Source organism: Niastella sp. OAS944 (assembly GCA_024809215.1).
Lineage (GTDB): Bacteria > Bacteroidota > Bacteroidia > Chitinophagales > Chitinophagaceae > Niastella.
The window spans coordinates 157,215-180,104 of sequence record JANUBW010000002.1; the positions used below are offsets into that span (position 1 = coordinate 157,215).

The 22,890-nt window shown below is 43.6% G+C and carries 20 protein-coding genes; 15 read left to right on the forward strand and 5 right to left on the reverse strand.

Annotated features, from left to right (window positions below; all coding sequences use genetic code 11):
* Positions 1–94 precede the first annotated feature (94 nt).
* The 12 genes from GGD38_RS11250 (at position 95) to GGD38_RS11305 (ending at position 11,554) form a co-directional block, all read left to right on the forward strand.
* Positions 95–1,462 (forward strand): MFS transporter, encoded by a 1,368-nt coding sequence (locus tag GGD38_RS11250; protein WP_375300761.1) that lies wholly within the window; start codon positions 95–97, stop codon positions 1,460–1,462.
* Positions 1,449–3,314 carry an alpha-amylase family glycosyl hydrolase gene (locus GGD38_RS11255; RefSeq protein WP_375300760.1) on the forward strand — a complete coding sequence of 622 codons (1,866 nt, stop codon included), beginning with the start codon at positions 1,449–1,451 and terminating at the stop codon, positions 3,312–3,314. The genes GGD38_RS11250 and GGD38_RS11255 overlap by 14 nt, the downstream gene beginning before the upstream one ends.
* A gap of 43 nt (positions 3,315–3,357) precedes the next feature.
* Complete coding sequence (locus tag GGD38_RS11260; RefSeq protein ID WP_375300759.1) at positions 3,358–6,111, forward strand: glycosyl hydrolase; 2,754 nt, start codon at positions 3,358–3,360, stop codon at positions 6,109–6,111.
* 155 nt (positions 6,112–6,266) lie between these two features.
* Positions 6,267–6,824: a hypothetical protein gene (locus GGD38_RS11265; RefSeq protein ID WP_375300758.1), complete on the forward strand. Its 558-nt coding sequence runs from the start codon at positions 6,267–6,269 to the stop codon at positions 6,822–6,824.
* Entirely contained in the window at positions 6,821–7,576 is a 756-nt protein-coding gene (locus GGD38_RS11270; RefSeq protein ID WP_375300757.1) for a hypothetical protein, read from the forward strand. Before GGD38_RS11265 ends, GGD38_RS11270 begins: the two co-directional genes overlap by 4 nt.
* Positions 7,577–7,967: 391 nt before the next feature.
* Positions 7,968–8,405 carry a hypothetical protein gene (locus tag GGD38_RS11275; protein WP_375300756.1) on the forward strand — a complete coding sequence of 146 codons (438 nt, stop codon included), beginning with the start codon at positions 7,968–7,970 and terminating at the stop codon, positions 8,403–8,405.
* 21 nt (positions 8,406–8,426) lie between these two features.
* Positions 8,427–8,855: a hypothetical protein gene (locus GGD38_RS11280; protein WP_375300755.1), complete on the forward strand. Its 429-nt coding sequence runs from the start codon at positions 8,427–8,429 to the stop codon at positions 8,853–8,855.
* An 8-nt stretch (positions 8,856–8,863) separates the two neighbouring features.
* The gene (locus GGD38_RS11285; protein WP_375300754.1) at positions 8,864–9,469 is read left to right on the forward strand and encodes a hypothetical protein; all 606 of its coding nucleotides are present in this window, start codon (positions 8,864–8,866) and stop codon (positions 9,467–9,469) included.
* Positions 9,470–9,478: 9 nt separating this feature from the next.
* Complete coding sequence (locus tag GGD38_RS11290; RefSeq protein ID WP_375300753.1) at positions 9,479–9,904, forward strand: hypothetical protein; 426 nt, start codon at positions 9,479–9,481, stop codon at positions 9,902–9,904.
* A gap of 92 nt (positions 9,905–9,996) precedes the next feature.
* Positions 9,997–10,545, forward strand: a complete 549-nt coding sequence (locus tag GGD38_RS11295; RefSeq protein ID WP_375300752.1) for an RNA polymerase sigma factor — start codon at positions 9,997–9,999, stop codon at positions 10,543–10,545.
* Complete coding sequence (locus GGD38_RS11300; RefSeq protein ID WP_375300751.1) at positions 10,526–10,798, forward strand: hypothetical protein; 273 nt, start codon at positions 10,526–10,528, stop codon at positions 10,796–10,798. Before GGD38_RS11295 ends, GGD38_RS11300 begins: the two co-directional genes overlap by 20 nt.
* A gap of 30 nt (positions 10,799–10,828) precedes the next feature.
* A complete protein-coding gene (locus tag GGD38_RS11305; protein ID WP_375300750.1) occupies positions 10,829–11,554 on the forward strand; it encodes an ATP-dependent Clp protease proteolytic subunit in 726 nt (241 codons plus the stop codon).
* Here GGD38_RS11305 and GGD38_RS11310 read toward each other — a convergent pair.
* Complete coding sequence (locus tag GGD38_RS11310) at positions 11,526–12,260, reverse strand: GLPGLI family protein (RefSeq protein ID WP_375300749.1); 735 nt, start codon at positions 12,258–12,260, stop codon at positions 11,526–11,528. The genes GGD38_RS11305 and GGD38_RS11310 overlap by 29 nt on opposite strands.
* Positions 12,261–12,333: 73 nt before the next feature.
* Positions 12,334–15,126 (reverse strand): TonB-dependent receptor, encoded by a 2,793-nt coding sequence (locus GGD38_RS11315; protein ID WP_375300748.1) that lies wholly within the window; start codon positions 15,124–15,126, stop codon positions 12,334–12,336.
* Positions 15,127–15,345: 219 nt separating this feature from the next.
* On the opposite strand from GGD38_RS11315, the gene glgB reads away from it, so the two are divergent.
* Positions 15,346–17,289 carry a 1,4-alpha-glucan branching protein GlgB gene (glgB, locus tag GGD38_RS11320; protein ID WP_375300747.1) on the forward strand — a complete coding sequence of 648 codons (1,944 nt, stop codon included), beginning with the start codon at positions 15,346–15,348 and terminating at the stop codon, positions 17,287–17,289.
* Positions 17,290–17,327: 38 nt separating this feature from the next.
* On the forward strand, positions 17,328–18,356 hold the full coding sequence (locus GGD38_RS11325; RefSeq protein WP_375300746.1) for a tetratricopeptide repeat protein: 1,029 nt from the start codon (positions 17,328–17,330) through the stop codon (positions 18,354–18,356).
* 79 nt (positions 18,357–18,435) lie between these two features.
* On the opposite strand, the gene argS is transcribed toward GGD38_RS11325, so the two are convergent.
* Positions 18,436–20,220 carry an arginine--tRNA ligase gene (argS, locus tag GGD38_RS11330; RefSeq protein WP_375300745.1) on the reverse strand — a complete coding sequence of 595 codons (1,785 nt, stop codon included), beginning with the start codon at positions 20,218–20,220 and terminating at the stop codon, positions 18,436–18,438.
* Between the two features lie 425 nt (positions 20,221–20,645).
* Between argS and GGD38_RS11335 the strand changes: the two genes are divergently transcribed.
* Positions 20,646–21,194 carry a GtrA family protein gene (locus GGD38_RS11335; RefSeq protein ID WP_375300744.1) on the forward strand — a complete coding sequence of 183 codons (549 nt, stop codon included), beginning with the start codon at positions 20,646–20,648 and terminating at the stop codon, positions 21,192–21,194.
* 141 nt (positions 21,195–21,335) lie between these two features.
* On the opposite strand, the gene GGD38_RS11340 is transcribed toward GGD38_RS11335, so the two are convergent.
* Positions 21,336–22,073, reverse strand: coding sequence for an N-acetylmuramoyl-L-alanine amidase (locus GGD38_RS11340; protein ID WP_375300743.1), 738 nt, complete (start codon positions 22,071–22,073; stop codon positions 21,336–21,338).
* Positions 22,074–22,082: 9 nt separating this feature from the next.
* Positions 22,083–22,760 (reverse strand): hypothetical protein, encoded by a 678-nt coding sequence (locus GGD38_RS11345; RefSeq protein WP_375300742.1) that lies wholly within the window; start codon positions 22,758–22,760, stop codon positions 22,083–22,085.
* Positions 22,761–22,890: the final 130 nt, after the last annotated feature.

A 22,890-nucleotide genomic window follows, 5' to 3' on the forward strand; every position in this document is an offset into this window, starting at 1 on the left:
GTAACATTCACCCATAAGTACAGCGTATTAATTCATTCATCTTCAATCTTCTTTTTGTAACTTACTGTTAATTACTCCCTCAAAGCGATTGCATATGGAACCATCTCCGATAGTATTGGATACGGAAAATGCTATTCAAAGTAAACCCCATTTCAACTTCTGGCAGATCTGGAATATGTGTTTCGGTTTCTTTGGAATACAGTTTGGCTGGTCGTTACAAATGAACAATATGAGCGCCATTTACGAGTACCTGGGCGCCAGTGCCGACCAAATACCCGGCTTATGGTTAGCGGCGCCTATGACCGGCCTACTTGTTCAACCCATTATTGGCTATTTGAGCGACCGCACCTGGCACCCCACCTGGGGTAGAAGAAGGCCTTACTTTTTGATTGGCGCCATCCTTAGTTCGCTTGCGTTATTTATTATGCCCAATGCTTCTGCCATTTGGATGGCGGCCGGCACATTATGGATCCTCGACTCATGCATCAATGTTAGTATGGAACCCTTTCGCGCCTTTGTAGCCGATAACCTTAACGAACGGCAACGGCCCTTTGGTTATGCCATGCAAAGCATGTTCATTGGCGCAGCAGCTTTTATTGCCGGCTTCTTACCTTCCCTGTTAGTAAACTGGTTTGGTGTTTCGCGGGAAAAGGTTGGCGGGGGCATTCCGCAAAACATAATGTGGTCGTTTTACATTGGCGGTATTATGTTTCTGTTTGCCGTATTGTATACCGTATTGCGCAGTAAGGAATATCCGCCAACCGATCCTAACTGGCGGCAACAGCTGAATGCACAACATGGCAGCGGTATGGCCGGCGCAGTAAAAGAGATTACCTCTTCCATTACTAATATGCCGGCGCAAATGAAAAAACTGGCGCTGGTACAGTTCCTCACCTGGCCTGGTTTGTTCCTTATGTGGTTTTACTATACAACCGGTGTAGCGCGTGATATTTTTAAAGGCGACCCCAATACATCAAACGAATTATACACGCAGGGTATAGAACATGCCAATGCCACATCATCGGTATTGAACCTGGTAACATTTCTATTCTCACTTACACTTTCATTTTGGGTGGCGAAGCTGGGTAAGAAAATGACCCATACTTTTTGCCTGCTTATCGGCGGACTGGGACTGTTTTGTGTAAAATATATCAGCGATGCTTCTATGTTATACGTAGCTATGAGTATGGTGGGCGTTGCCTGGGCATCAATATTGTCGATGCCATATTCTATGCTGGCCGGACATTTACCCGATAACAAGATCGGCATTTATATGGGCATCTTTAATTTCTTTATTGTATTACCCGAGATCATTGCCTCGTTGTTTTTTGGAAAGATTATGGAAAACGTGTTACATAATGATCGCCTGCTGGCGGTACAAATTGGTGGCAGCTTACTGATGGTAGCAGGAATTGTATGTGCTTTAATTGTAAAAGAAAAAACACAAGATGACCTTCTTTAGAAGAACGTTCGCCCTTGCTACCTGCTTATTATTGGTTTTACATGTAACGGCCCAGGATAGCCTGAAGGCGTATCCCACGCATTGGTGGGTTGGCATGAAGCAATCAAAAATTCAATTGCTTGTACATTCGCCAAACATTAGAGAAGCCCGCAGGGTAGCGCTAAAACCATACACCGGTGTAAAACTCACCAGTGTACAAACACACACCAATCCCAATTACCTTACTATTTATCTGGACATTGGTAAAACCGCCGTTGCCGGTAACCTTAGCTTTACCTTCAATAATGGCACTACCCAGGTTAAGCAAATGTCGTACACCTTAAAACCCCGCAGCAGCCAGAACGGCAAAACGCGCATTAAAGGCATAAACAGCAGCGACCTTATTTATCTTATAATGCCCGACCGCTTTAGCAATGGCGATGCCGGCAATGACCGCATTGCCGGGCTGCGCGATCAAAGCCTCGACCGTTCCGATTATTTTAAACGCCATGGCGGCGACCTAAAGGGCATTCAAAACCACCTCAACTATGTGCAACAACTGGGTGTTACGGCACTATGGTTAAACCCCGTGCTTCTAAACGACATGCCCGACCGCACCGAACATGGTTATGCATTTACCGATCATTATACCATCGATCCACGCCTGGGCGGTGCAGCTGCCTATCACGAACTAATAGACAGTTTGCACAACCGGGGTATGAAGATCATTCAGGATGCAGTGTATAATCACATAGGCATAGAACATTTTTTATACCGCGATATGCCCGATAGCAGCTGGTTTCACTGGTGGCCGGTGTATACAAATACAACTTATAAAGACCAGGTGCTGATGGACCCCTATGCCGCTGCCATTGATAAAAAACGCATGAGCGATGGCTGGTTCACCGGTGTAATGCCCGACCTTAACCAGAACAATTCCTTTGTTGCCAGTTTCCTTATACAACATGCCCTTTGGTGTACCGAAGAATTTGGCCTCGATGGCTGGCGTATAGATACCTATGCCTACAATGACCTCAATTTTATGAACCGTTGCAATAAGGCATTGCTCGACGAATATCCGCAACTTCATATGTTTGGCGAAACCTGGGTGCATGGCATACCTAACCAGAGCTTCTTTACCAATAACAGGTACAATATCCCTTATAAAAGCAATCTGCCTGGTGTAACCGATTTTCAACTCAACCTCTATGGTATATTACCTGCATTAACGCAAGGTTTTGGCTGGACGGAAGGCGTTAACCGCCTGTACCTTACCGCCACCAATGATTTTGTATATACCGACCCCACCAAAAATGTTTTGTTTTTAGACAACCACGACCTTAGCCGGTTCTTTAGCATGGTAGGAGAGGATATAGCCAAACAAAAAATGGGGCTGGCCTGGTTGCTTACTTTCCGCGGCATACCGCAATTGTATTATGGTACCGAAATATTGATAAAGAATTATGCCGATCCCGATGGCAAAGTGCGGCTCGATTTCCCCGGCGGATGGCCCGGCGATGCCGCCAATAAATTTGAACCCAATGGCCGCACCCCGGCAGAGAATGATGTATTCAATTATGTTAGAACGCTCGCTAATTTTCGTAAAAGCTCCACAGCGCTTACAACCGGTAAGCTGATGCAATATGTGCCGGAAGACGGCGTATACGTTTATTTCAGGTATAATGCGCAACAAACGGTAATGTGCATTATGAACCCTAACGATGCCGAAAAAGAAATAGATATGAAGAGGTTTGAAGAGCGGGTGAAACCATTTATCAAAGGCCGGAATGTAATTGACGGGGCGTTACTAGATATCACCAACAAATTAAAAGTTCCGGGAAAAACGCTGTGGGTGTTGGAATTGAGAACCTGATAGTATAGGACGGCTGCATCCCAAATTCTACTATATTAGCGGGATGTTGAAGAAAACGATAGTCGCTTGTTATGTGATGGCGCTTACCACACATGCATCTGCACAAACAAACTGGCCCGTAGTAACCCAGCAAAGCAAACCCTGGACCCGCTGGTGGTGGATGGGCAGCGCGGTTGATGAAAAGAACCTCAACACATCTTTACAACAGTATAACCAGGTTGGTTTAGGCGGGGTAGAAATAGTTCCCATTTATGGCGCAAAAGGCTTTGAGGAGCGGTATATAAAATACCTGTCGCCACAATGGATGAAAATGCTCGACTATACCGTACAGCAATCAAACGCCCTCAATATGGGCGTGTACATCTCTGTAGGTACGGGCTGGCCCGTTGGCGGTTCGCATGTAACGGTGCAGGACGCAGCCTCCAAACTTATTGTTCAGCAATATGAATTAAAAGCCGGCACCCCGCTGGCACAATCCATCGCTTTCACCGATGCCAAACAAAAAAGCTCAGCCGTATTAAGCGCCTTAATGGGGTTTAACAGCAAAGGTGAAGCCATCGATCTTACCGGCAAGGTAGACGGTAATGGTAATTTGCAATACAATGCACCCAGTGATCTGAAACTGTATGCAGTGTTCACCGGTAAAACAAAACAGGCGGTGAAAAGAGCGGCGCCCGGTGGTGAAGGATTTACCATTGACCATTTTTCAAAAGAAGCAACAGCTAACTATTTCAAAATATTCGATACGGCCTTTGGCAATTCATCGCACGGCGTAAAAGCCTTTTTCAACGACAGCTATGAAGTGTACAATGCCGATTGGACACCCGATTTTTTCACCGAGTTCAAAAAAAGAAGAGGGTACGATCTCAGGAACTATCTCAACCTGTTCATTTCCGATTCAAACGATGCCACCGCACGCCTGAAATCGGATTACCGCGAAACCCTGGCAGACCTGATGCGCGAAAATTTCAGCACCGTATTCACCCAATGGACCAATAAAAGAAATACACTTTCGGTAAACCAGGCGCATGGATCGCCCGGCAATTTGCTCGATCTGTATGGCGCATTCGATATACCCGAAACGGAGACCTTTGGCAGCAGTTATTTTCCCATTCGTGGGCTAAGAAGAGACAGCGCCGATATTCGCAATGTTGACCCCGATCCCAATATGTTGAAGTTTGCCTCTTCGGCAGCACATGCTTATGGTAAACGGTTAACAAGCTGCGAAACTTTTACGTGGTTAAGCGAACATTTTAAAACATCGTGGAGCCAATGCAAACCCGAGGTAGACCAGGTGTTCCTGTCGGGTATTAATCATGTTTTTTATCATGGAACTACGTACAGTCCGTCCGATGCCAAATGGCCGGGTTGGTTATTTTATGCATCGGTGAACTTTGTTCCCAATAACAGCTTATGGCCGCACCTGAAAGGTTTGAATGAATATATAACCCGTTGCCAGAGTATATTACAGGCCGGCGAACCAGATAATGAAATACTGATCTACTGGCCGGTTTACGATGCCTGGCACAATGCAAAAGGTATGGATATGCCTTTGAAGGTGCACGACATCGATCATTGGCTGCACCCCACCAGGTTTTATAAAGACCTGACGAGTTTACAAAACGCAGGTTATTCGCTCGACTTTGCTTCTGACAAAATGCTTGAACAGGCGCATCCGCAAAACGGCGATGTGCGTATTGTAAGCAAAGGCGCACCACATAAAGTATTGCTTGTGCCAGCCTGCGATAAAATGCCGGTAGCTACATTAAAAAACATACTACGACTGGCCAATGAAGGGGCCACCGTGATCATTGAACAGTTTCCGCAGGATGTGCCCGGTTATAATGAACCGGAAAAAGGCAAACAGGAACTGAAAGCATTGATTGCTGGTATTTCGTTTACAACGAAAGATCAACTACAGATTGCCACTACAGGTAAAGGAAAGATAGTAGTGGGTGATGTAAATGCAGCGCTTAACTACCTGGACCTTCGCCCTGAACCTATAGCCAAACAAGGCTTGAAATTCATTCGCCGTAAAAAAATGGATGGCACTTACTATTTCATCGTAAACAATACCGCCAATGATTTTGATGAATCAGTAGTATTACGAAATTCAGCCAGCACCGTGTTCCGTATGGATCCGCTGAACGGGGAGATCAATTCATTGTTACATCATCAGCAAGGTAATGTAACCGCGTTGAGATTACAGTTGAAGTCTGGCGAAACTACCGTTATAAAATTGAGCAACGCAAAAGAAACGGCCATCCCATACCGGTATATGCAACCCGCCGGTGAAGCAATTAGCCTGCAGAATAACAATTGGGAAATACAATTTACAGAAGGCGGGCCCCAACGGCCGGCAACGAAAAAAACGACAGGTATAAAACCCTGGACGGCATTCACCGATGACTCAACTACCCATTCGTTTTCAGGCACTGGCGTGTATACCACCAGTTTTACCGTTAAAAACAAAGCGAATGATTATCTGCTGCAATTAGATAAACTGTATGAATCGGCGCGTGTGATCATCAACGGAAAAGATGCGGGACTTATCTGGAGCCTTCCATATGAACTCAAAGTAGGGAAGTATTTAAAAGAAGGTAATAACACCATTCGCATAGAGGTTTGTAACCTGATGGTCAATCGCATTCGCAATATGGACCGCAACGGCGAGGTATGGCGTAATTATCATGAAATAAACTTCGTGAATATAAACTATAAGAACTTTGATGCCGCTAACTGGAAGGTTCAACCTGCAGGGTTAGACGGTGATGTGAAGCTGGTTCCATTAAAATAAAATTAATATAAAGCTAATTATGGAGACTTCCGGTGTATTCGGAAGTCTTTTTATTTGCATTTACCACCCAATTTAACATTAGAATTCCCTTATATGCTTTGAAATACCTCTTCCTTTTTATACTTTACAGGCCAAATCCCAGGTATCCAGACTAAATGAAATATTTTCTCACCATCATCATACTGATCTTTACAACAACCCTAATAACACAAGGTCAGATAACAGATAGTGCAAAACAACGATCGGCACAAACAGATTCTGTTGCCAATTCAATGAACAATGATCTGGAACCTGAAGATGATTTTGCCCCCGGTTTGTTATTGTTCGCATTGGTATTTATCGGTATCATCGCAGGTGCAGCGGTGTTCGGCGTTGCAATGACAACCATAGCCATGTTGGGCATTTTTGCCATGGTTTCTTTTGGAATAGTATCTGCCTCTATTATCGCTGGTTTGTATACCAGGTCGGTAACAAAAGGATTTAAAGTGTTTTTTATTTTATCCTCAATAGTTGTTGGTGGCCTGTTTGGCTGCACAGCACTCTATACCTTGAATTTCTTCACCGGGTGGTATAATGTAGATGATGCTATATTGCTGGGTAGTGCGTTCGGATTGGTGGCGGGTTTAACAGGAGGAATGATCACATTGTATTTTTTGAAACGATTGGTTGCCTGGTTAAAAACGAAAATTACAATCCAAACCATACCCAAATGAAAACCGTTCTCACATCGCTGACGGCCATTTTATTATTTGCTTGTAATAGCAATAATGAAAGCGGGCAATCGGTAATTCTTAAAAATGACAGTATCGTTATTAAGCATGATAGCAATCGGATGGTTAAAGCCAATCCGCATTGTACCATCGAAAATGAAGTAGCCTCATTGGGAATAGGCCTGGTTTTAGCCCCCTCAAGTTTTGCTATGTACGACGACAGTACGCTTACCGATAATCCTGAGCTTATTGATATGCATAAGCAGGCAGATAGTTTATCGGGCATTTGTACCATGGTATTTGATCCTGAATATTCGCTTATGCATTTTGCCTGTGTAGGGCAAACTGAAAATGCCTACCAGGTGTTGATCAATCATTCGCAAACAAAGTATTTACCCCGTAAAAAGGAATATCAGTTTCAAACCTGGAACGAATACCTATTGCAATCGCATGGCATTAGACGTAAAACCGATGAAACCGACGAAAACGAAAAACCATTGACCGCCTTGCGCAAATCTGCAGCGGATAGCGCAGATGCTATATCGCTGCCCCCTGGCCATGAAATGTTTTGCCCCATGGAAGTACAGGGCGATTGGTTAAAAGTGCAATACGATTGTTATTACAATGATGAAGACAACCAATACGAAGGTGAGCCCTGCCATAACTATATTGGCAAATGCACCGAAGCCTTAACCGGCTGGCTCCGCTGGCGAAAGGACAATAAGTTGCTGGTAGATATATTTTTGATGCCGTAATAAATTAGTTAAAAACCCGGGAGCCACCCACCTCCCGGATTTTATTTTTATAATTATTTAGATCAAAAGCTGGCAGTAAATCAACCTGTCAAAGAACTGGGCTAACCTCACAACAAACATACGCCGGAAAAAAATAGGGCACTACCTGTTTAGGAACTTACAGCAACTTATGGCAACTTAAAGTAACTTACGTCCCATTTGCGAAGAAGGGTAAACTCTGGCAGGGTAAAAGCAGTCCCGAAGAAATTTTACCAATTAATATACTTGACCCCAACTGCCACCTTCCTGCCACAATTAAAGAAATATAAATTCACATAGTACCATCCCCGCTTGCAATTACGATAAGCGAACTATACTTTAGCGCACAATTAAACAACCAAAAATCAACCCCATGGCACAGTACGTAGTTCATAAGATCGGTTTTTTTTATACAGATGAAGCTCTTGTAGTAGAAAAGGATAAAGGCACCGTAATGGGCATTACAAAATCATTAGAAGAAGCCCAGACCATAAAAAGCAGGGAAGATCTTAAATCAATGAAAAATGTTGGCGGGTTTAATGCCGTTGACTTTTTCTTCGATAAAGACAACTTCAAAACGATACATAAAAATATAAAAGAATATTTCAAAACTACCTACAACGTAACCTTTGAAAAACAAAATGAATACAGGCTGGAACTCCCGCAAACAATAACCGACGAACAGGCCGTTGCCTTGCTGTCGCTTATGGAATTAACCTTTCATAACATTGTTGAGTATGCCGACGATGAAGTGATCAATACCGCGGATTATGAATTTAATGAAGAAGAAGATGAAATATGCGGATTTTAAAAGCAACCAATTATATAAAAGATGGCGCAATACGTAGTTCACAAGCTCGGTTTTTGGTATACAGATGATGGTTACGAAGTGGGCAAAGCAAAAGGCAATTTAATGGCTATAACCAAAACCCCGGAAGAAGCTCAGGCCATTAAAAAAAGCGAAGACATTAAATCACTAAAAGGCCTGTATGCCGATAACCCGGTGACTTTCTATCTTGAGCACGACAACTACCAGGAAATTGATAAAAAAATGGTAGCGTATTATGCAGCTGAGTTCAACCTCACCATTAATACAGGTTCCCCTTATTATGAATTTCCTAAAAACTTAAGCGATGAACAGGCTTTGCAATTCCTGTCAATCATGGAGCTTACGTTTCACAATATTGTTGAATATAGCGATGATGAAGTGATCAATGCCGCCGATTACGAACTTAACACGGACGATTATTTTGGATTTTAATCATTTGTATGAACGCTTACAAACACGCTGAGATCTCCGTTAAACGCAGGGGCGGGGTAGTGGAAGATTACCTGGCCATTCACGATTTTATGGACAGCACCAAGGAGTTATGCAGCGACAACCGCCATCGTATTCTGCATACCCATTGGGGCATTAGAAGGGTGGTGGTGCCTATATTCGGGCAAACCATTACCAATAGCAACGGTAAGATCGTCAACGTAAAAGATCTTTGTGAACAGGACCATATTCTGCCCGATTACCTCAACCGCTTTATTCCCACACTGGCCGATTTTGTTAGCGCCATCGATGCTCACGATGCTGATGAACAAAAACTGCAGGACTTTGCCCGCAGCTATGAGAATGATGCGGAGCTATCGGAACTATTATTATCGCCTTTAGCCAATACCGGTTCCGTTACCTCTTTATTATTGACCCACAATAGCTGGTTCATAAATGATATTGTTCCCAAAGTGCTGAAACGAAAACCCGTCATTCAAAACTTCAATATTTCGCCCGCCGATTTTTTCGACCGTATGGCTTTCAAACTTTGGATGGATAATGGCAGCGCCATTCCGCCCAGTGCACAAAAAACAGCCGGAAAGGTTGTGGGATAAAACCATCATATGCCGCAGTATGTAGTTCATAAAATAGGATTTCTGTATAACGACAATGCTTTCGAAGTAGGCGAAGCAAGAGGAAATGTTATGGGCATAAGCTCATCGCTGGAAGAAGCTAAATTGTTTAAAAAGCTGGAAGATATTGATACAATACTGCGTATGGCCGGCAAACCCATCTATAACTTTTTCCGGCAAAATCCTAACTACCAAACCATACTTGAAAAACTGACCGTCTTCTATAAAAAATTCAACCTGCGGTATCCGTATGCTGAAGGCAGGGAGTGCGTGCCACCTAATATAAATGAAGAAGATGCAGCCGAACTGCTTTCCATCATTGAAGTATCATTCCACAATGTGGTTGAATATGGCGATGATGAAGTAATTCACCCTGAAGCATTTGAACTTAAAGACGATAGTTTTTACTGGCAGTAACTGCCCAACCCGCCGCCTCATTTGAAAATAATTTTGTAATTTTTAGGTGATATTTGCCCCCAATCAGCCACTTATTAATAAAGCATTTGCCTATGACCCATACAATGGAAATAGAAGATGTTGCGGCAGAAAGGAAACTCCTTTTTATGCACTTGTACCAGCAGGCATTTCCGCTGGTGGCAAAATATGTGCACGCTATGGGTGGTTCGTTTGAAGAAGCCAAAGATGTTTTTCAGGACGCCCTGGTTATTTATTACGAAAAACTCACCACCGCCGGCGTAACATTAAAATATAGCGAACGCTCATACATTCTGGGCATTGCCAAACATTGCTGGGCAAAGAAAAACAAACTCAATAACCGGTATACCTCGTTACCCGACTCCATACAGAGTATAGCCATAGAAGGCAATGCCGGCCAGTCTTCGGCCGAAAAGTTATTGCAGCTGTTGCACACCTCCGGACAAAAATGCATGGAACTACTACGTGCCTTTTATTACGATAAACTACCCATGCATAAAATAGCTGCACGGTTCAGGTTTTCGAGCGAACGATCGGCCACCGTACAGAAATACAAATGCCTTGAAAAAGTAAGGGACATTGTTAAAGATAAATCGTTGACGTATGAGGACTTCCTTGAATGATATAAAACATATAGACGATTACCTGTTACAATATGCCGGTAAAGCCGACCGCGCCCTGTTTGAGGCCCGATTGATATTGCAACCTGCTTTACAGGAAAACCTGGCATGGCAACAAAAAACCTATGACATAATAGAACAATACAGCCGCCGCCGGTTAAAAGAAGAAATTGAATCGGTACATCAACAATTGTTTACCGAACCGGAACATATTTCTTTCCGCAGTAAGATACTGGGTATATTCTCAAAAAAATAAGCTACTCACATAACTTAAACACGTAATCATATGATAAGTATGAAACAGGATTTTCGTGCCTATGCCGTACATCACCACAACATAGGCAGCCAGTATGTTGATGGATTCATAAACCGCATGGAAAAGCGTTTTATTCCTACTGCCATGACGCCTTACATTACAGAAGAACGGCAATTAAACGTTGCACAAATGGACGTGTTCTCGCGGCTGATGATGGACCGTATTATTTTCCTGGGCGACGCCGTTGACGACAAGATCGCCAACATTATTCAGGCGCAGTTATTATTTCTTCAATCGGCCGACGCCAAACGCGACATTCAATTGTATATTAATTCACCCGGTGGTTCGGTATATGCCGGTTTGGGCATTTATGATACCATGCAATACATTACACCCGATGTAGCTACTATTTGCACAGGCACTGCATTAAGTATGAGCGCCGTATTATTGTGCGCCGGCGCCAGTGGTAAACGCGCCGCTTTGAAACATGCACGTATCATGATCCATCAGCCTTCCGGCGGGGTACAGGGCAATGCATCGGATATTGAGATCACCATGAATGAAATAAAAAAGCTGCAACTGGAACTCTATTCCATAATTTCCAAACACAGCAATCAACCCTACGAAAAGGTGTACGATGCCAGCGACCGCGATCACTGGATGAAAGCACACGAAGCCAAAGCATTTGGAATGATTGATGAAATACTGGGCGATACACAGGACGACCTTACAACAAAAGCGCAGGCAGTCGCTTAAGGCCACCTTCGCCCCATTCTTTTAGAATATTCAATATTTCTGACCGGTAGCTAATGCCGGTCATTTTCTTTCCTTTTTTGGGCGCCACAAGGTCTTTATCTGTTACCTCAACCAGGGTTAGTTTAGTAGCATACCAGGTGGTATGCAGGCGGGGAATGGCCAGGCCCATTATCATACCGGGTAGTCCGTTAAACGATTCGGGTCCGCCATTGGTCAATATTTCATCGGTATAAAAAGCAATTACTACAATAGAATCCATTATACGGCCCACAGCTTTACGGCAATCGAACCCGGCTATCTTTCTTATTTCGGGCGTTATCTTCCAGTTAACCGTACGCAGCGAGTCGGTAACTATATACAGATCATTGTAAATAGACCGTTGGGTAACCGAAGCGCTGCTATCGAGCTGGGTAAGAATGGTATTCTCCGAATCAAATACACCCCAGAATTTCGATTGTTTGGTTTCCGGCTCACGCCCTGTTTTGAACAAGGTGCGATCGCCTTTAAAAACAAGGTCGTAATAATAGGTCACAAATTTCGACATGTTCTTTTTGGCAGCCTCCTCCCACATATTACCTTCATCCATAAAAGCATACTGGTTCGTTTTACGCTCATACTCAATTTTGCCCTGCGTAATAAACTGTTGTTGCTGCCCAAACAGAGCAGGAGAGACAAACAACGCTATTATATATAAAAGATTCTTCATTATCTTAATACTTGTTTTATGTTCTAAACTTGTAACCTTGTCAACTCGTCAACCCGTCAACTTGTTAACTATCTCACCAACTCATCGGCTTCCCGTTCTTACTAAAATTCCAAATGAACGATAACATAAAGTTCCTTCTAATGGTATCATATGTTCTTTCAGAAATAAAGTTGTTGTTGATATTCCGGTTAAAGCCAATGTTCTGATCGAGGATATCGTTGGCTGTTAAACGCAGCCGGGCCACATCGTTCTTGAACAGCTTGCGATCGATACGCGCATTCCACCTGATGGAGTTATTGTTCTTATCAAACACACTTGTTTTTTGCCGGATATTGATATTGGCGCTTGTACCAATCTCAAATTTCCAGGGCAGGTATACTGTCATATCAATATAATGGTCCATGGTCCAGTACCTGGTAACCACATCGCTTCGCAACGATGTTTTAGAAACATTATGATTGAAACCAGTATTTATCCATAAGTCGATCTTCTTATCCTTTCTATACCTGATGGTAGGCCCTAGACCCACCATATAGCTATTGTTTTCGTTCTTTTGTTCTCCAATAAAGTTGGTGTTATGATTATAATTGAAGTCACCGCTTATACCCAAATAAACACCCAGCTTTTTTATTTTCTTTTCATAGCCAAACCAACCGTTCGAGCGGTAATTACCATCCACATTAACCGGCATGGTGGTACGTTTACCGGTTGAAAGATCGAGTATGTTTATAGAGCTGAAATCGTTTTGAGTGGCCGTAAAATAAATACTGCCATAAATATTGCGTTCAGAAAGGAATTTGTAGCTACCGAAACGAAGGTTGAAATTATGGCGGAAGGCCTGTTTCAGATCGGGATTACCCATCCTTACGTTCAATTGGTCGGTAATATCCTGTATAGGTTGTATTTGATCAATATTGGGCGCCTGTGTGCTTCCGTTATAGGAGAACCGCAGGTTACCGTTTCCGGGCAGCGTCCAGTTAATATTAGCCTGGGGGTAAAAATTGGTAAAGCTGTAATTGATGGCCGAATCGCCTTTCAGGTCTTTACGGGTATACGCGGCATTCGAAACATTCATCCCAAACGAGAACGTGATCTTTTTGGCTTTTGCATACCGGTAATTAATACCGCCCGATTGGGTAAGCACATTAAAGCTGTATTCATTGCTTAACGTATCAATTCGCTGTTCATACTCTTTTGCTGTTGGCGCCGGTTTTTCAAGGGTTGCAATGCTCGATTGCCGGTGGTTGTTATCGATACTATAATTAAATTCCAACAGCGACCGTTTATTCAGCGGTTCGGTGTATGATATGCGCGAATTGATTGCCGAGCTGGTATTCTCAATCAGTTTTTGCTGGTCGAGCACCTTACCACTTGTCCTTATGCCATTTTTATAGTAATTATTATCTGAGAAATAAATACCGTTCGATGTGTTCTCGGTATAATTCTGTTTGGCCGATACAGATAAGGTTCTTCCCTGTTTTTTAAACTTCTGTTTCCATAAAAGCGATGAGTTAAAATTATCCTTATTGCCATCAACTGTTGTTTCGCGTTTAACAACGCTTAGCGTATCGCCTTCGTCGTTCAACGATTCCTGGTTAAAATTGCTTTTGCTGAAGTTAGTTCCTTTGGAACCCTGCACGGTTATTTTCAGGGACGACAGTGAATCAATTTTCAATTCATACATACCATTGAGGCGGTTCCTTTCACGGCTGCGAAAGCTATTGCCAAACTCGTTCGTAAATAAATTAGTAGAGTCGGGCAAAATATACTGGCTCAGGGTATTTCCCTGCGCCACGGTATTCAGTTTATTGAACTGGTAACTGCCGTTAAAATGCATTTTATCGGCATTCCATTTGTTTGAATAATGCAGGCCGCCACTCCAGCCTTTGGGCAGGCCTTCGCCCCAGTAATTACCTCCGCCAAATTCATCATCGCCTCCATCTATCATATAATAAACGCCACCATCATCGTTGGAGCCCACCTCGGCATTAGTGCCGCCGTAGTTAGACCCTTCTTCCCAATCGAGCCCGGTTTTACCGCTGTTGGACATAATACCGTAAGCCGAAAGTTTACGTTTTCCTTTAAAGGCATTCACCATTACGTTATTATTCCAGAACTTATTGAAATCTGTTCCGGCCTCCACTTTTCCGAAGTAGCCTTTCTTTTTATCCTCTTTGAGTTGCAGGTTAAGGGTCTTTATTTTCTGTCCGTCATCTATGCCTGTAAACTCGGCCTGATCGCTTTTTTTGTCAAAGGTTTGCACCTTCGACAAAGCATCGGCCGTTAATCCGCGGGTGGCAATAGTGGGGTCGTCGCTAAAGAATTCTTCGCCATCAACCAAAACCTTTTGAACGGCTTCGCCCTGGGCGGTTATTTTACCATCCTTATCAACCTGAATTCCGGGTAATTTTTTCAACAGATCTTCAACGGTTGCGCCAGCCGCAACCTTAAAGCTATCGGCAATATATTCGGTGGTATCGCCTTTTATGCGAATGGCCCCCAGTTTATGCTGAACCACTACTTCCTGCAGCAGCTGGCTCTTTAATATCATGGCCACCTTACCCAGGTCAACCGTAGCGCCAGGCGCTACTTCTACCTGATCGAAGAAATCGGCGTAAGCAGGGCGGGTAACCATAACAATAAATTTACCTGCGGGTAACTTTTGCATGGTGAAATTACCATCCTTATTACTGCGGGTAAAACGTACCAGTACCGAATCGGCTGGCCTCAATAATGCAATGACGGTGTTAGAAAGGTTTCTTTTTTCTGAAGTGTCAATTACTGTACCTTTAATAGCAGCTTCCTGTGCAAATACAGGAATTGAAATAATAAAGAGTACGACCAGGATTGCGGTTGTTTTTTTCATGGCGGTTAGACAGGGACAAAAGCATTCATTCATATTAACCTGATAATATGTTTAAGGTTATATTCCCTAACTGCCTTTGTGGTTGAACGAAGTTCAACAAACAATTTCGTAGCTAACAGTTCTATATCTTAATTAATCGTTAAAGCAGCCTCCTACTTATCAGGTAGGGTAAAGTAAACAACAGACCAGAAATTAAACAAACAGATCACCCTCATGGATATGGCAAAAAAATACGAAGACGTTCATTTTGTAGACAGCACTAAAAAAGTATGGAATTATTCTTTTTTTACAGATAATGATGTTCGCAACTTTCAGCAGGGAACACATTACCGGTTATACGATCTGTTTGGCTCACACGAAATTGAAGTGTTGGGAAAAACCGGTTACTACTTTGCAGTTTGGGCGCCCAATGCAACCAAAGTTTCGGTAATAGGTAATTTTAACGACTGGAACCCCACCAACCATCCGCTGTATGTACGGCTCGATTCTTCGGGGATCTGGGAAGGTTTTATACCCGGCTTGCCCAAAGGCGAAGTATATAAATATCATATCGACGGCTTTAAGGGCGTTAAAACCGATAAAGGCGATCCCTATGCCAATTTCTGGGAGAAACGTCCCAACACAGCTTCAATTACCTGGGACCTGAATTATACCTGGCGGGATGAGGAATGGATGCAAACCCGCAAGCGGTATAATACACTCGATGCGCCCTGCAGTATTTATGAAGTTCACCTGGCCAGCTGGCAACGCCCCAATAAATACGACGAAGAATCATATAACACCTACGATCAAATACGCGAACGTTTAGTGCCCTATGTAAAAGAAATGGGCTTTACCCATGTGGAGTTTATGCCGGTGATGGAGCACCCGTTCGATGGCAGTTGGGGTTACCAGGGCACCGGGTATTTTGCCCCCACATCGCGCTTTGGCGACCCGCAAAGTTTTATGGAACTGGTGAATGCGTTTCATGAAGCAGGCATTGGCGTTATACTCGACTGGGTACCTTCGCATTTTCCTTACGACGCACACGGCCTGTTTATGTTCGACGGCGCCAACACCTACGAATATGCCGATATGCGTAAAGGCTTTCACCCCGACTGGAACAGTTATGTGTTCAATTACAAAAGGGGAGAAGTAAAATCATTTTTGATCAGCAGCGCCCGCTTTTGGTTCGATAAATTTCACATCGATGGCGTTCGGGTAGATGCAGTAAGCTCAATGCTAAAGCTGAACTATTCGCGTACCCACGGTCAGTGGGAACCTAATGAATACGGCGGCGATGGCAACCTGGAGGCCATAAATTTTATAAAAGACCTGAACGAAACCCTCTACCGCGATTTTCACGATGTACAAACCATTGCCGAAGAAGCAACCGACTGGCCGGGTGTTTCGCGCCCCACGTTTCAGAACGGGCTTGGCTTTGGTATGAAATGGATGATGGGCTGGATGCACGATACGCTCGATTATTTCAAAATGGACCCCATTCACCGGCGCCATTACCAAAACAAGTTTTCGTTTAGCATGATGTACTATTACGACGAGAACTTTCTGTTACCCTTAAGCCACGACGAAGTGGTGCATGGCAAAAGCCCCATGATATATAAAATGCCCGGCGATGACTGGCAGAAATTTGCCAACCTGCGCACACTCTATACATATATGTTTACACACCCGGGGGGGAAACTCTTATTTATGGGGAATGAATTCGGCGATACGAATGAATGGAATTATAAATCGGAACTTCAATGGGACCTGTTGCAATTTGATTCGCACCGGATGCTGAAAGATTGTGTACGCGACCTGAATAATTTATTACGTAACGAGCCCGCGATGTATGAAAATCAGTTCAATATTTACGGGTTCGAATGGGTTGACCTGAACCACCCGGCCGAATGTGTGGTTGCCTATCGCCGTAAGGGTAAAGACCCGGCCAATGACCTGTTGATCATTTTAAACTTAACGCCCGTTGCCCGGCACGACTGGAAGGTATATACGCACGGGAAAAGCCAATGGCGCGAGATCTTTAATTCAGACGCCAAACATTATTGGGGAACCGGAGATGTGTTCAATCCGGAAATAATTACAACCCCACTTGACAAAAATGATAATATGTATGAAATAAATTTGCACCTGCCGCCGTTGGGAGCTGTAGTATTGAAGTAAGAATTACGAGCCGTGACACGGTTACAAAATAGATATCTATGAAAAACATTAACATTCTATTAATGTTGGGAATTATTTCCAACGTTGCCTATGCACAAAGTGACAGTTCAGAATTTTATTTAAAAAAGGGTATAGCTGAAAAAGATGCCCGTCGTTTTCGCGAAGCTGAAAAGAATTTTGCCAAAGCCGCCGGCTTTTCGCCCAACGATGCAAAAGTTCAAATAGGCTGGGGACAGGCGCTGCTGGAACAAAAGCGCTACATGGAAGCCCGCGAAAAATACAAAGCGGCCTATTCCATAGATGCCAAAAACCCCGAGGTTATTGAACAACTGGCTACCATTTCACTAAACACCCGCCAGTGGGCCGACGCTGTTACCTATGCTAAAAAAATGCAGGAAGCCAAGATCGGCAATTCTTCCAACTTCATTATTGCCAAAAGTTTTTATGAGCAGGGAAATTATGGAGAATGCCTTAAGTACTGCGAGCAGGCTTTTAAGGAAGATCCCAAACGGGCCGAAACACCTTACATTGCCGGCCGCAGCCTGGTTGAAATGAGCAATTATAAAAAAGCAGCCGGTTGTTTTGAGCAGGCTATAGAACGCGATAGCACCAAGGCCGGCTGGATGTACGAGGCCGGGCTGGTTTACTATGCCGTTCCCGACGATAAAAAGGCCATTTACTGGTTCGAAAGAGCCGCCGCTAAAGGCTATAACCGCAGCAATGATTTTATTGAGAACCTCGCCAATGCCTACCTGAATACAAAGAATTATGACAAAGGTCTGGCGCTGTTAAAGGAAGCGCTGCAACGCAAACCGCAAGACATGGAGTTGCTCGACAATATTGCCGATGCCTATTATCATACCGGCAAATACGACGATGCCATCACCCATTGGGATAAAGTATTGGAAATTGATAAAACAAAAGCCAGCGCCCTGTACATGATCGGTTTATCGTACCAGAAAAAAGGGGAGAAGGAAAAAGGGCAGCAACTGTGCGATAAAGCCATTCAAATGGACCCTTCTTTAAAGAATTTGAAAGAAGAAAAGAAAATGCCGGGTTCTATTTAGAAGTAAGAGGTAAGAAATAAGAAGTAGGAAATATAAAAAGGCGAGCTTCGCAACTAATAGCGGGCTCGCCTTTTCTTTTTTACATTCTATCGGGAACGCGAATACCTAATAATGACATACCCGATTTAATAACATGGGCAGTCAATTGGTTTATTTGTAAACGCAATTCCTTTTTAAGATCAGATTCGGCATTTAGCATTTTATGTTGAACGTAAAAGGTATTATACAATTTGGCCACCTCGTAAATATAACCTGCAATAACACTCGGGCTCATTTCATCACCAGCCTGGCGAATGATATCGGTATATCTTTCCAGCGAAATGATCATTTGTTTCTCGAGCGGCAACAGGTCGGCGCCAATTTCACCGCCGGTATACATTTCTTTTCTAAATACCGATTGTGTACGTGCATAGGTGTACTGAACGGCAGTGGCAGTAAAGCCATGCAGGTCTATTGACTCTTCGGGGTTAAAGATCATTCGCTTTTTAGGATCAACACGAACCAGAAAAAATTTTATAGCACCGGTACCAACAATTTCATCTAAAATCTGTAATTCATCGGCGCTTAAGCCCGAAGGTTTACCCTGCTCATTTTCTTTTTCCTCTCTTTTACGGGTTGCTTCACGGGTCATTTCTTCCAGAATATCATCGGCATCAACCACGGTACCTTCACGTGTTTTCATTCTGCCGGTAGGCAATTCAACCATCCCGTAGCTTAAATGAAAAATACCGTCTGCACCGGCAATATCCAATTTCTGGCAAATAAGTTTTAAAACCTTAAAGTGGTAGTTCTGTTCATCACCTACCACATATATGCTGCGGTTGCAGTGAAATTCATTTTGTTTTACTTCGGCCAGTCCAATGTCCTGCGTAATGTACACAGCCGTTCCATCTCTGCGGCGAACGATCTTTTCATCGAGACCATCTTTTGTAAGATCTATCCAAACGCTGCCATCGTCTTTCTGAAAGAAAACTTTTTTGCTCAGGCCTTCTTCCACCAGGTCTTTTCCTAACAGGTAGGTTTCGCTTTCGTAATAGGTTTTATCGAAATCGCTGCCAATTCGTTTATACGTAATATCGAAACCGCTGTACACCCAACTGTTCATCATACGCCACAGCTCAATAACATCGGGTTTACCGGCTTCCCAGTCAACCAGCATTTGCTGGGCGGCTTTCATAATGGGGGCTTCCTTCTCCGCTTCTTCCTGCGTAAGGCCTTTCTCCATCAATTCTTTTACCTGCTTTTTCATTTCGGTACCAAACATCACATAATAGTCGCCTACCAGGTGATCGCCTTTTATGCCGGTACTTTCGGGCGTAGCACCATTGCCAAACAGCTGCCAGGCGATCATACTTTTACAAATATGAATACCGCGGTCGTTGGCAATACAGGTTTTTACCACCTCGTAGCCATTGGCCTTATAAATTTCGGCCACACTCCAGCCCAGGAAGTTATTTCTCAAATGCCCCAGGTGAAGCGGTTTATTGGTGTTGGGAGAAGAATATTCAACCATTACCCGCTGACCGTTGCGTGGCTGACGGCCATAATGGGGGTTATTATATTGTTCTTTCAGGAATTGCAGCCACCAGCTATCACTGACGGTAAGGTTCAAAAAACCTTTTATTACATTAAAACCGCTAAAAAGAGCGGTATTGCCGGCCACCAGTGCCTGGCCCAGCTCATTCCCCAATTCTTCGGGCTTCTTTTTCAGGGTTTTTAGCAGGGCAAACAACACCACGGTATAATCGCCCTCAAACTCAGGTTTGGTTTCGCTTACCGTAATGGAAGCGGGTTCAAGGTCTACCTGGTATATTTGTTTGATCTGTGCACTAACTGCCGACTGAATAACAGGAACTATTGCCATGCGTTGATTTTGAGCGCACAAAGGTAAGAAAACGGGTTCAAGCTGCACGAGAATAAAGGTGTGAGGTTTGAATTCTGGTAGATGGTCATAGAATTGTGGGCGATTACACTGCCATCTGCCGACATAAGCCCCTTTTAGTGGGAGGTAAAAGCCTCCCGCCCGCGGCGGAAGGCTCTTTAGGTGTTTAGGGGTTAAACTGAACGTAAATATGTAGGATTTTAGTAGATTTAACACATTTGTTAATTTTTCTTGATTTAGGTCAATAAGACACTTAATAAAACGTTCATGATTTCGCCATTTTGGCAAAAAACCGGCGTCTAAAGTGTGTACGCGGGCCCGTAAGATTATTAAATATGCACCTTATGGAGAACGGTAACCGCTTTTGTTGTTATTCAATTACCTTTGTACCGTACAAATAATCGAATGTGAAGAACCTGATCAATGCAGTAATAAACTTTTTTTATCCTTATTTTCGCCGGTTCATGCCATTACAAACCTTTAAGTATGCAGCATGCGGTGGTGGTAATACTATTTTGGATATCGTATTGTACGCCTTCAGCTATAATCTTATTTTCAAAGATAAATTCATTCATGTGCCTGTAATAGGCATTCCCATGTCGCCATATATTGCGGCATTCCTTACTTCATTTACCATAACTTTTCCGCTGGGGTTTTATATGAGCCGAACCATTGTATTTCCCGGTTCAACCCTGCGTGGCCGCATTCAGCTTTTCAGGTATTCTTTACTGGTGATCAGTTGTATTGCGCTTAACTATATTTTCATTAAGCTGTTTGTAGAACAGTGTCATTTATATCCCACAGTATCTAAAATACTCACTACATTAATTGTGGTGGCGTTCAGCTTCATCACGCAAAAGAATTTTACTTTCAAAGCAGAAGCTGCTACACCTGAAGTGTTACGACCAGAGAATGGTTTGGAAACAGTGGAAGAGGAAGAAGAAATCAAAATGTGATAATGTGATAATTGGCTAATGTGATAATGCGTTCTGTGCGGCAGTCCGGTGTTCCGCATACTCGCTTTTGCGTAGCAGTCAAATAGCTCACGCGAAGCACTCAAGTTATTGTATTCATTATCACATTAGCAAATTATCACATTATTTTACTCCGCCACTCCAAAACCAGTTACCCTCTTCGGTATAAAACCATTTGCCATTACCATTCACCGTTTCGCCCTGCATGGTAAACCCATCATAGGCCAGTTGTATACCGGCATTCACCATGTTTGTTATTTTATAAACCTTACCGGGGCCGGCGCGCAGGTTCAGCCGCGTTAGTGTGGTTACCTTGCCAAACTTTTCGGTTTTGCTTATTTGTCCGTTCACATGTTGTCTGCTTCCGTTCACCAGGGCAATCAGTTTATCCATATCTACCTTCAAACCAGGACAGTTCTTTAAAGAATAAATTTCATGATGCCCTATAATATGCAGACGATCAGCTGGAATGCTCCAGCGTTGGCACATCTTGCGAATGAGTTCGGCGCTGGTGGCATACATGGTGTCGGTCCATTCACTTTGTTCATTGCCTTCGTGTTCAACCCCAATAGTGTAATAGTTGGGGTTTATAAACATGCCATCGGAAGTCTTTTTTATAAGAGGCCAGGTAGGGTCGTGAATACGGCCGGCATGCCAGGCGGTATCAATTTCCTCAACATATTGATGTACTTCGCCATTTTTGCCAATACCATAATGGGCCGATACCTGCGACAACGGGCTGCTGAACCAACTGTCGGTACCTTTTAGGGTGCCATCCATAACATGAATAACAATGGCTTCGGGGCGGTAGGTCCTTCTTCCCTGGGTAAAATTGGGACTTAAAACAGAAGTGATGTTCATATGTATGTTTTAACCCTGTGCAGGTGTGTTCAAGGCTTCATCCACCACTTTTTCCGACAGGGTTTCCGAAGCAGTTCCTTTGTTTTCGGTTATTTTCAAAGCTGCATAGGTAGCCGAACTTAATCCAAGCAGTATCAAATTATTGTCGCTCACAATTGGAATAAAAAAGTCGGTAGAATGCAACAGGCAGTTGGCTAAATTAGGATCGCCTTTGGCAAAATCTGACAGGCAAAAGCTGGGATCGCCCAAATTGCCGAGGGTAGAAGCAATGAACCAGATGCCAAAGATGGCATGAAATATAACTGCCTGAAAGCGCTGGATGCTTACCCCGTTTTGATCACTTAATATATCCAGAAAAAAATTGCTGGTCTTAAGATCCTGATGCCGGAAGATCAGCGAGTTCTGCTGATCGGCCAAATCAATGACACGGGCGGCAGCCGTAGTGCCGGCAGCAATGCCAAGCAGTACAAGTGTAGAGGTGTGCAGGTTGGGCGCATGGCCGGTTTGAATTATGATGGTTGTAAAAGCCGTTAAAATGATCACCGACCACCAGGCGAGTTGCACTCTTGACCAACTGTAGGGGCGGGGGCTGGCTTTACTAAGGTCGCGAAGCATGTTGAACTTGCGGTCACAAACAACTACGCCTGCAGTAAGAATGGCAAATAGGGCCCAGAACTGAAAAACCATAGGTAATTTTTTAAGGGACTATGTTTTTGACAATCCCTTTACTTTCAAAGGGAATGCCGGATTTCACAAACTAATGGGTATCACTTACGGCGGTGTGTAGGGGGATATGAAGATATAAATTGAAAGCTAT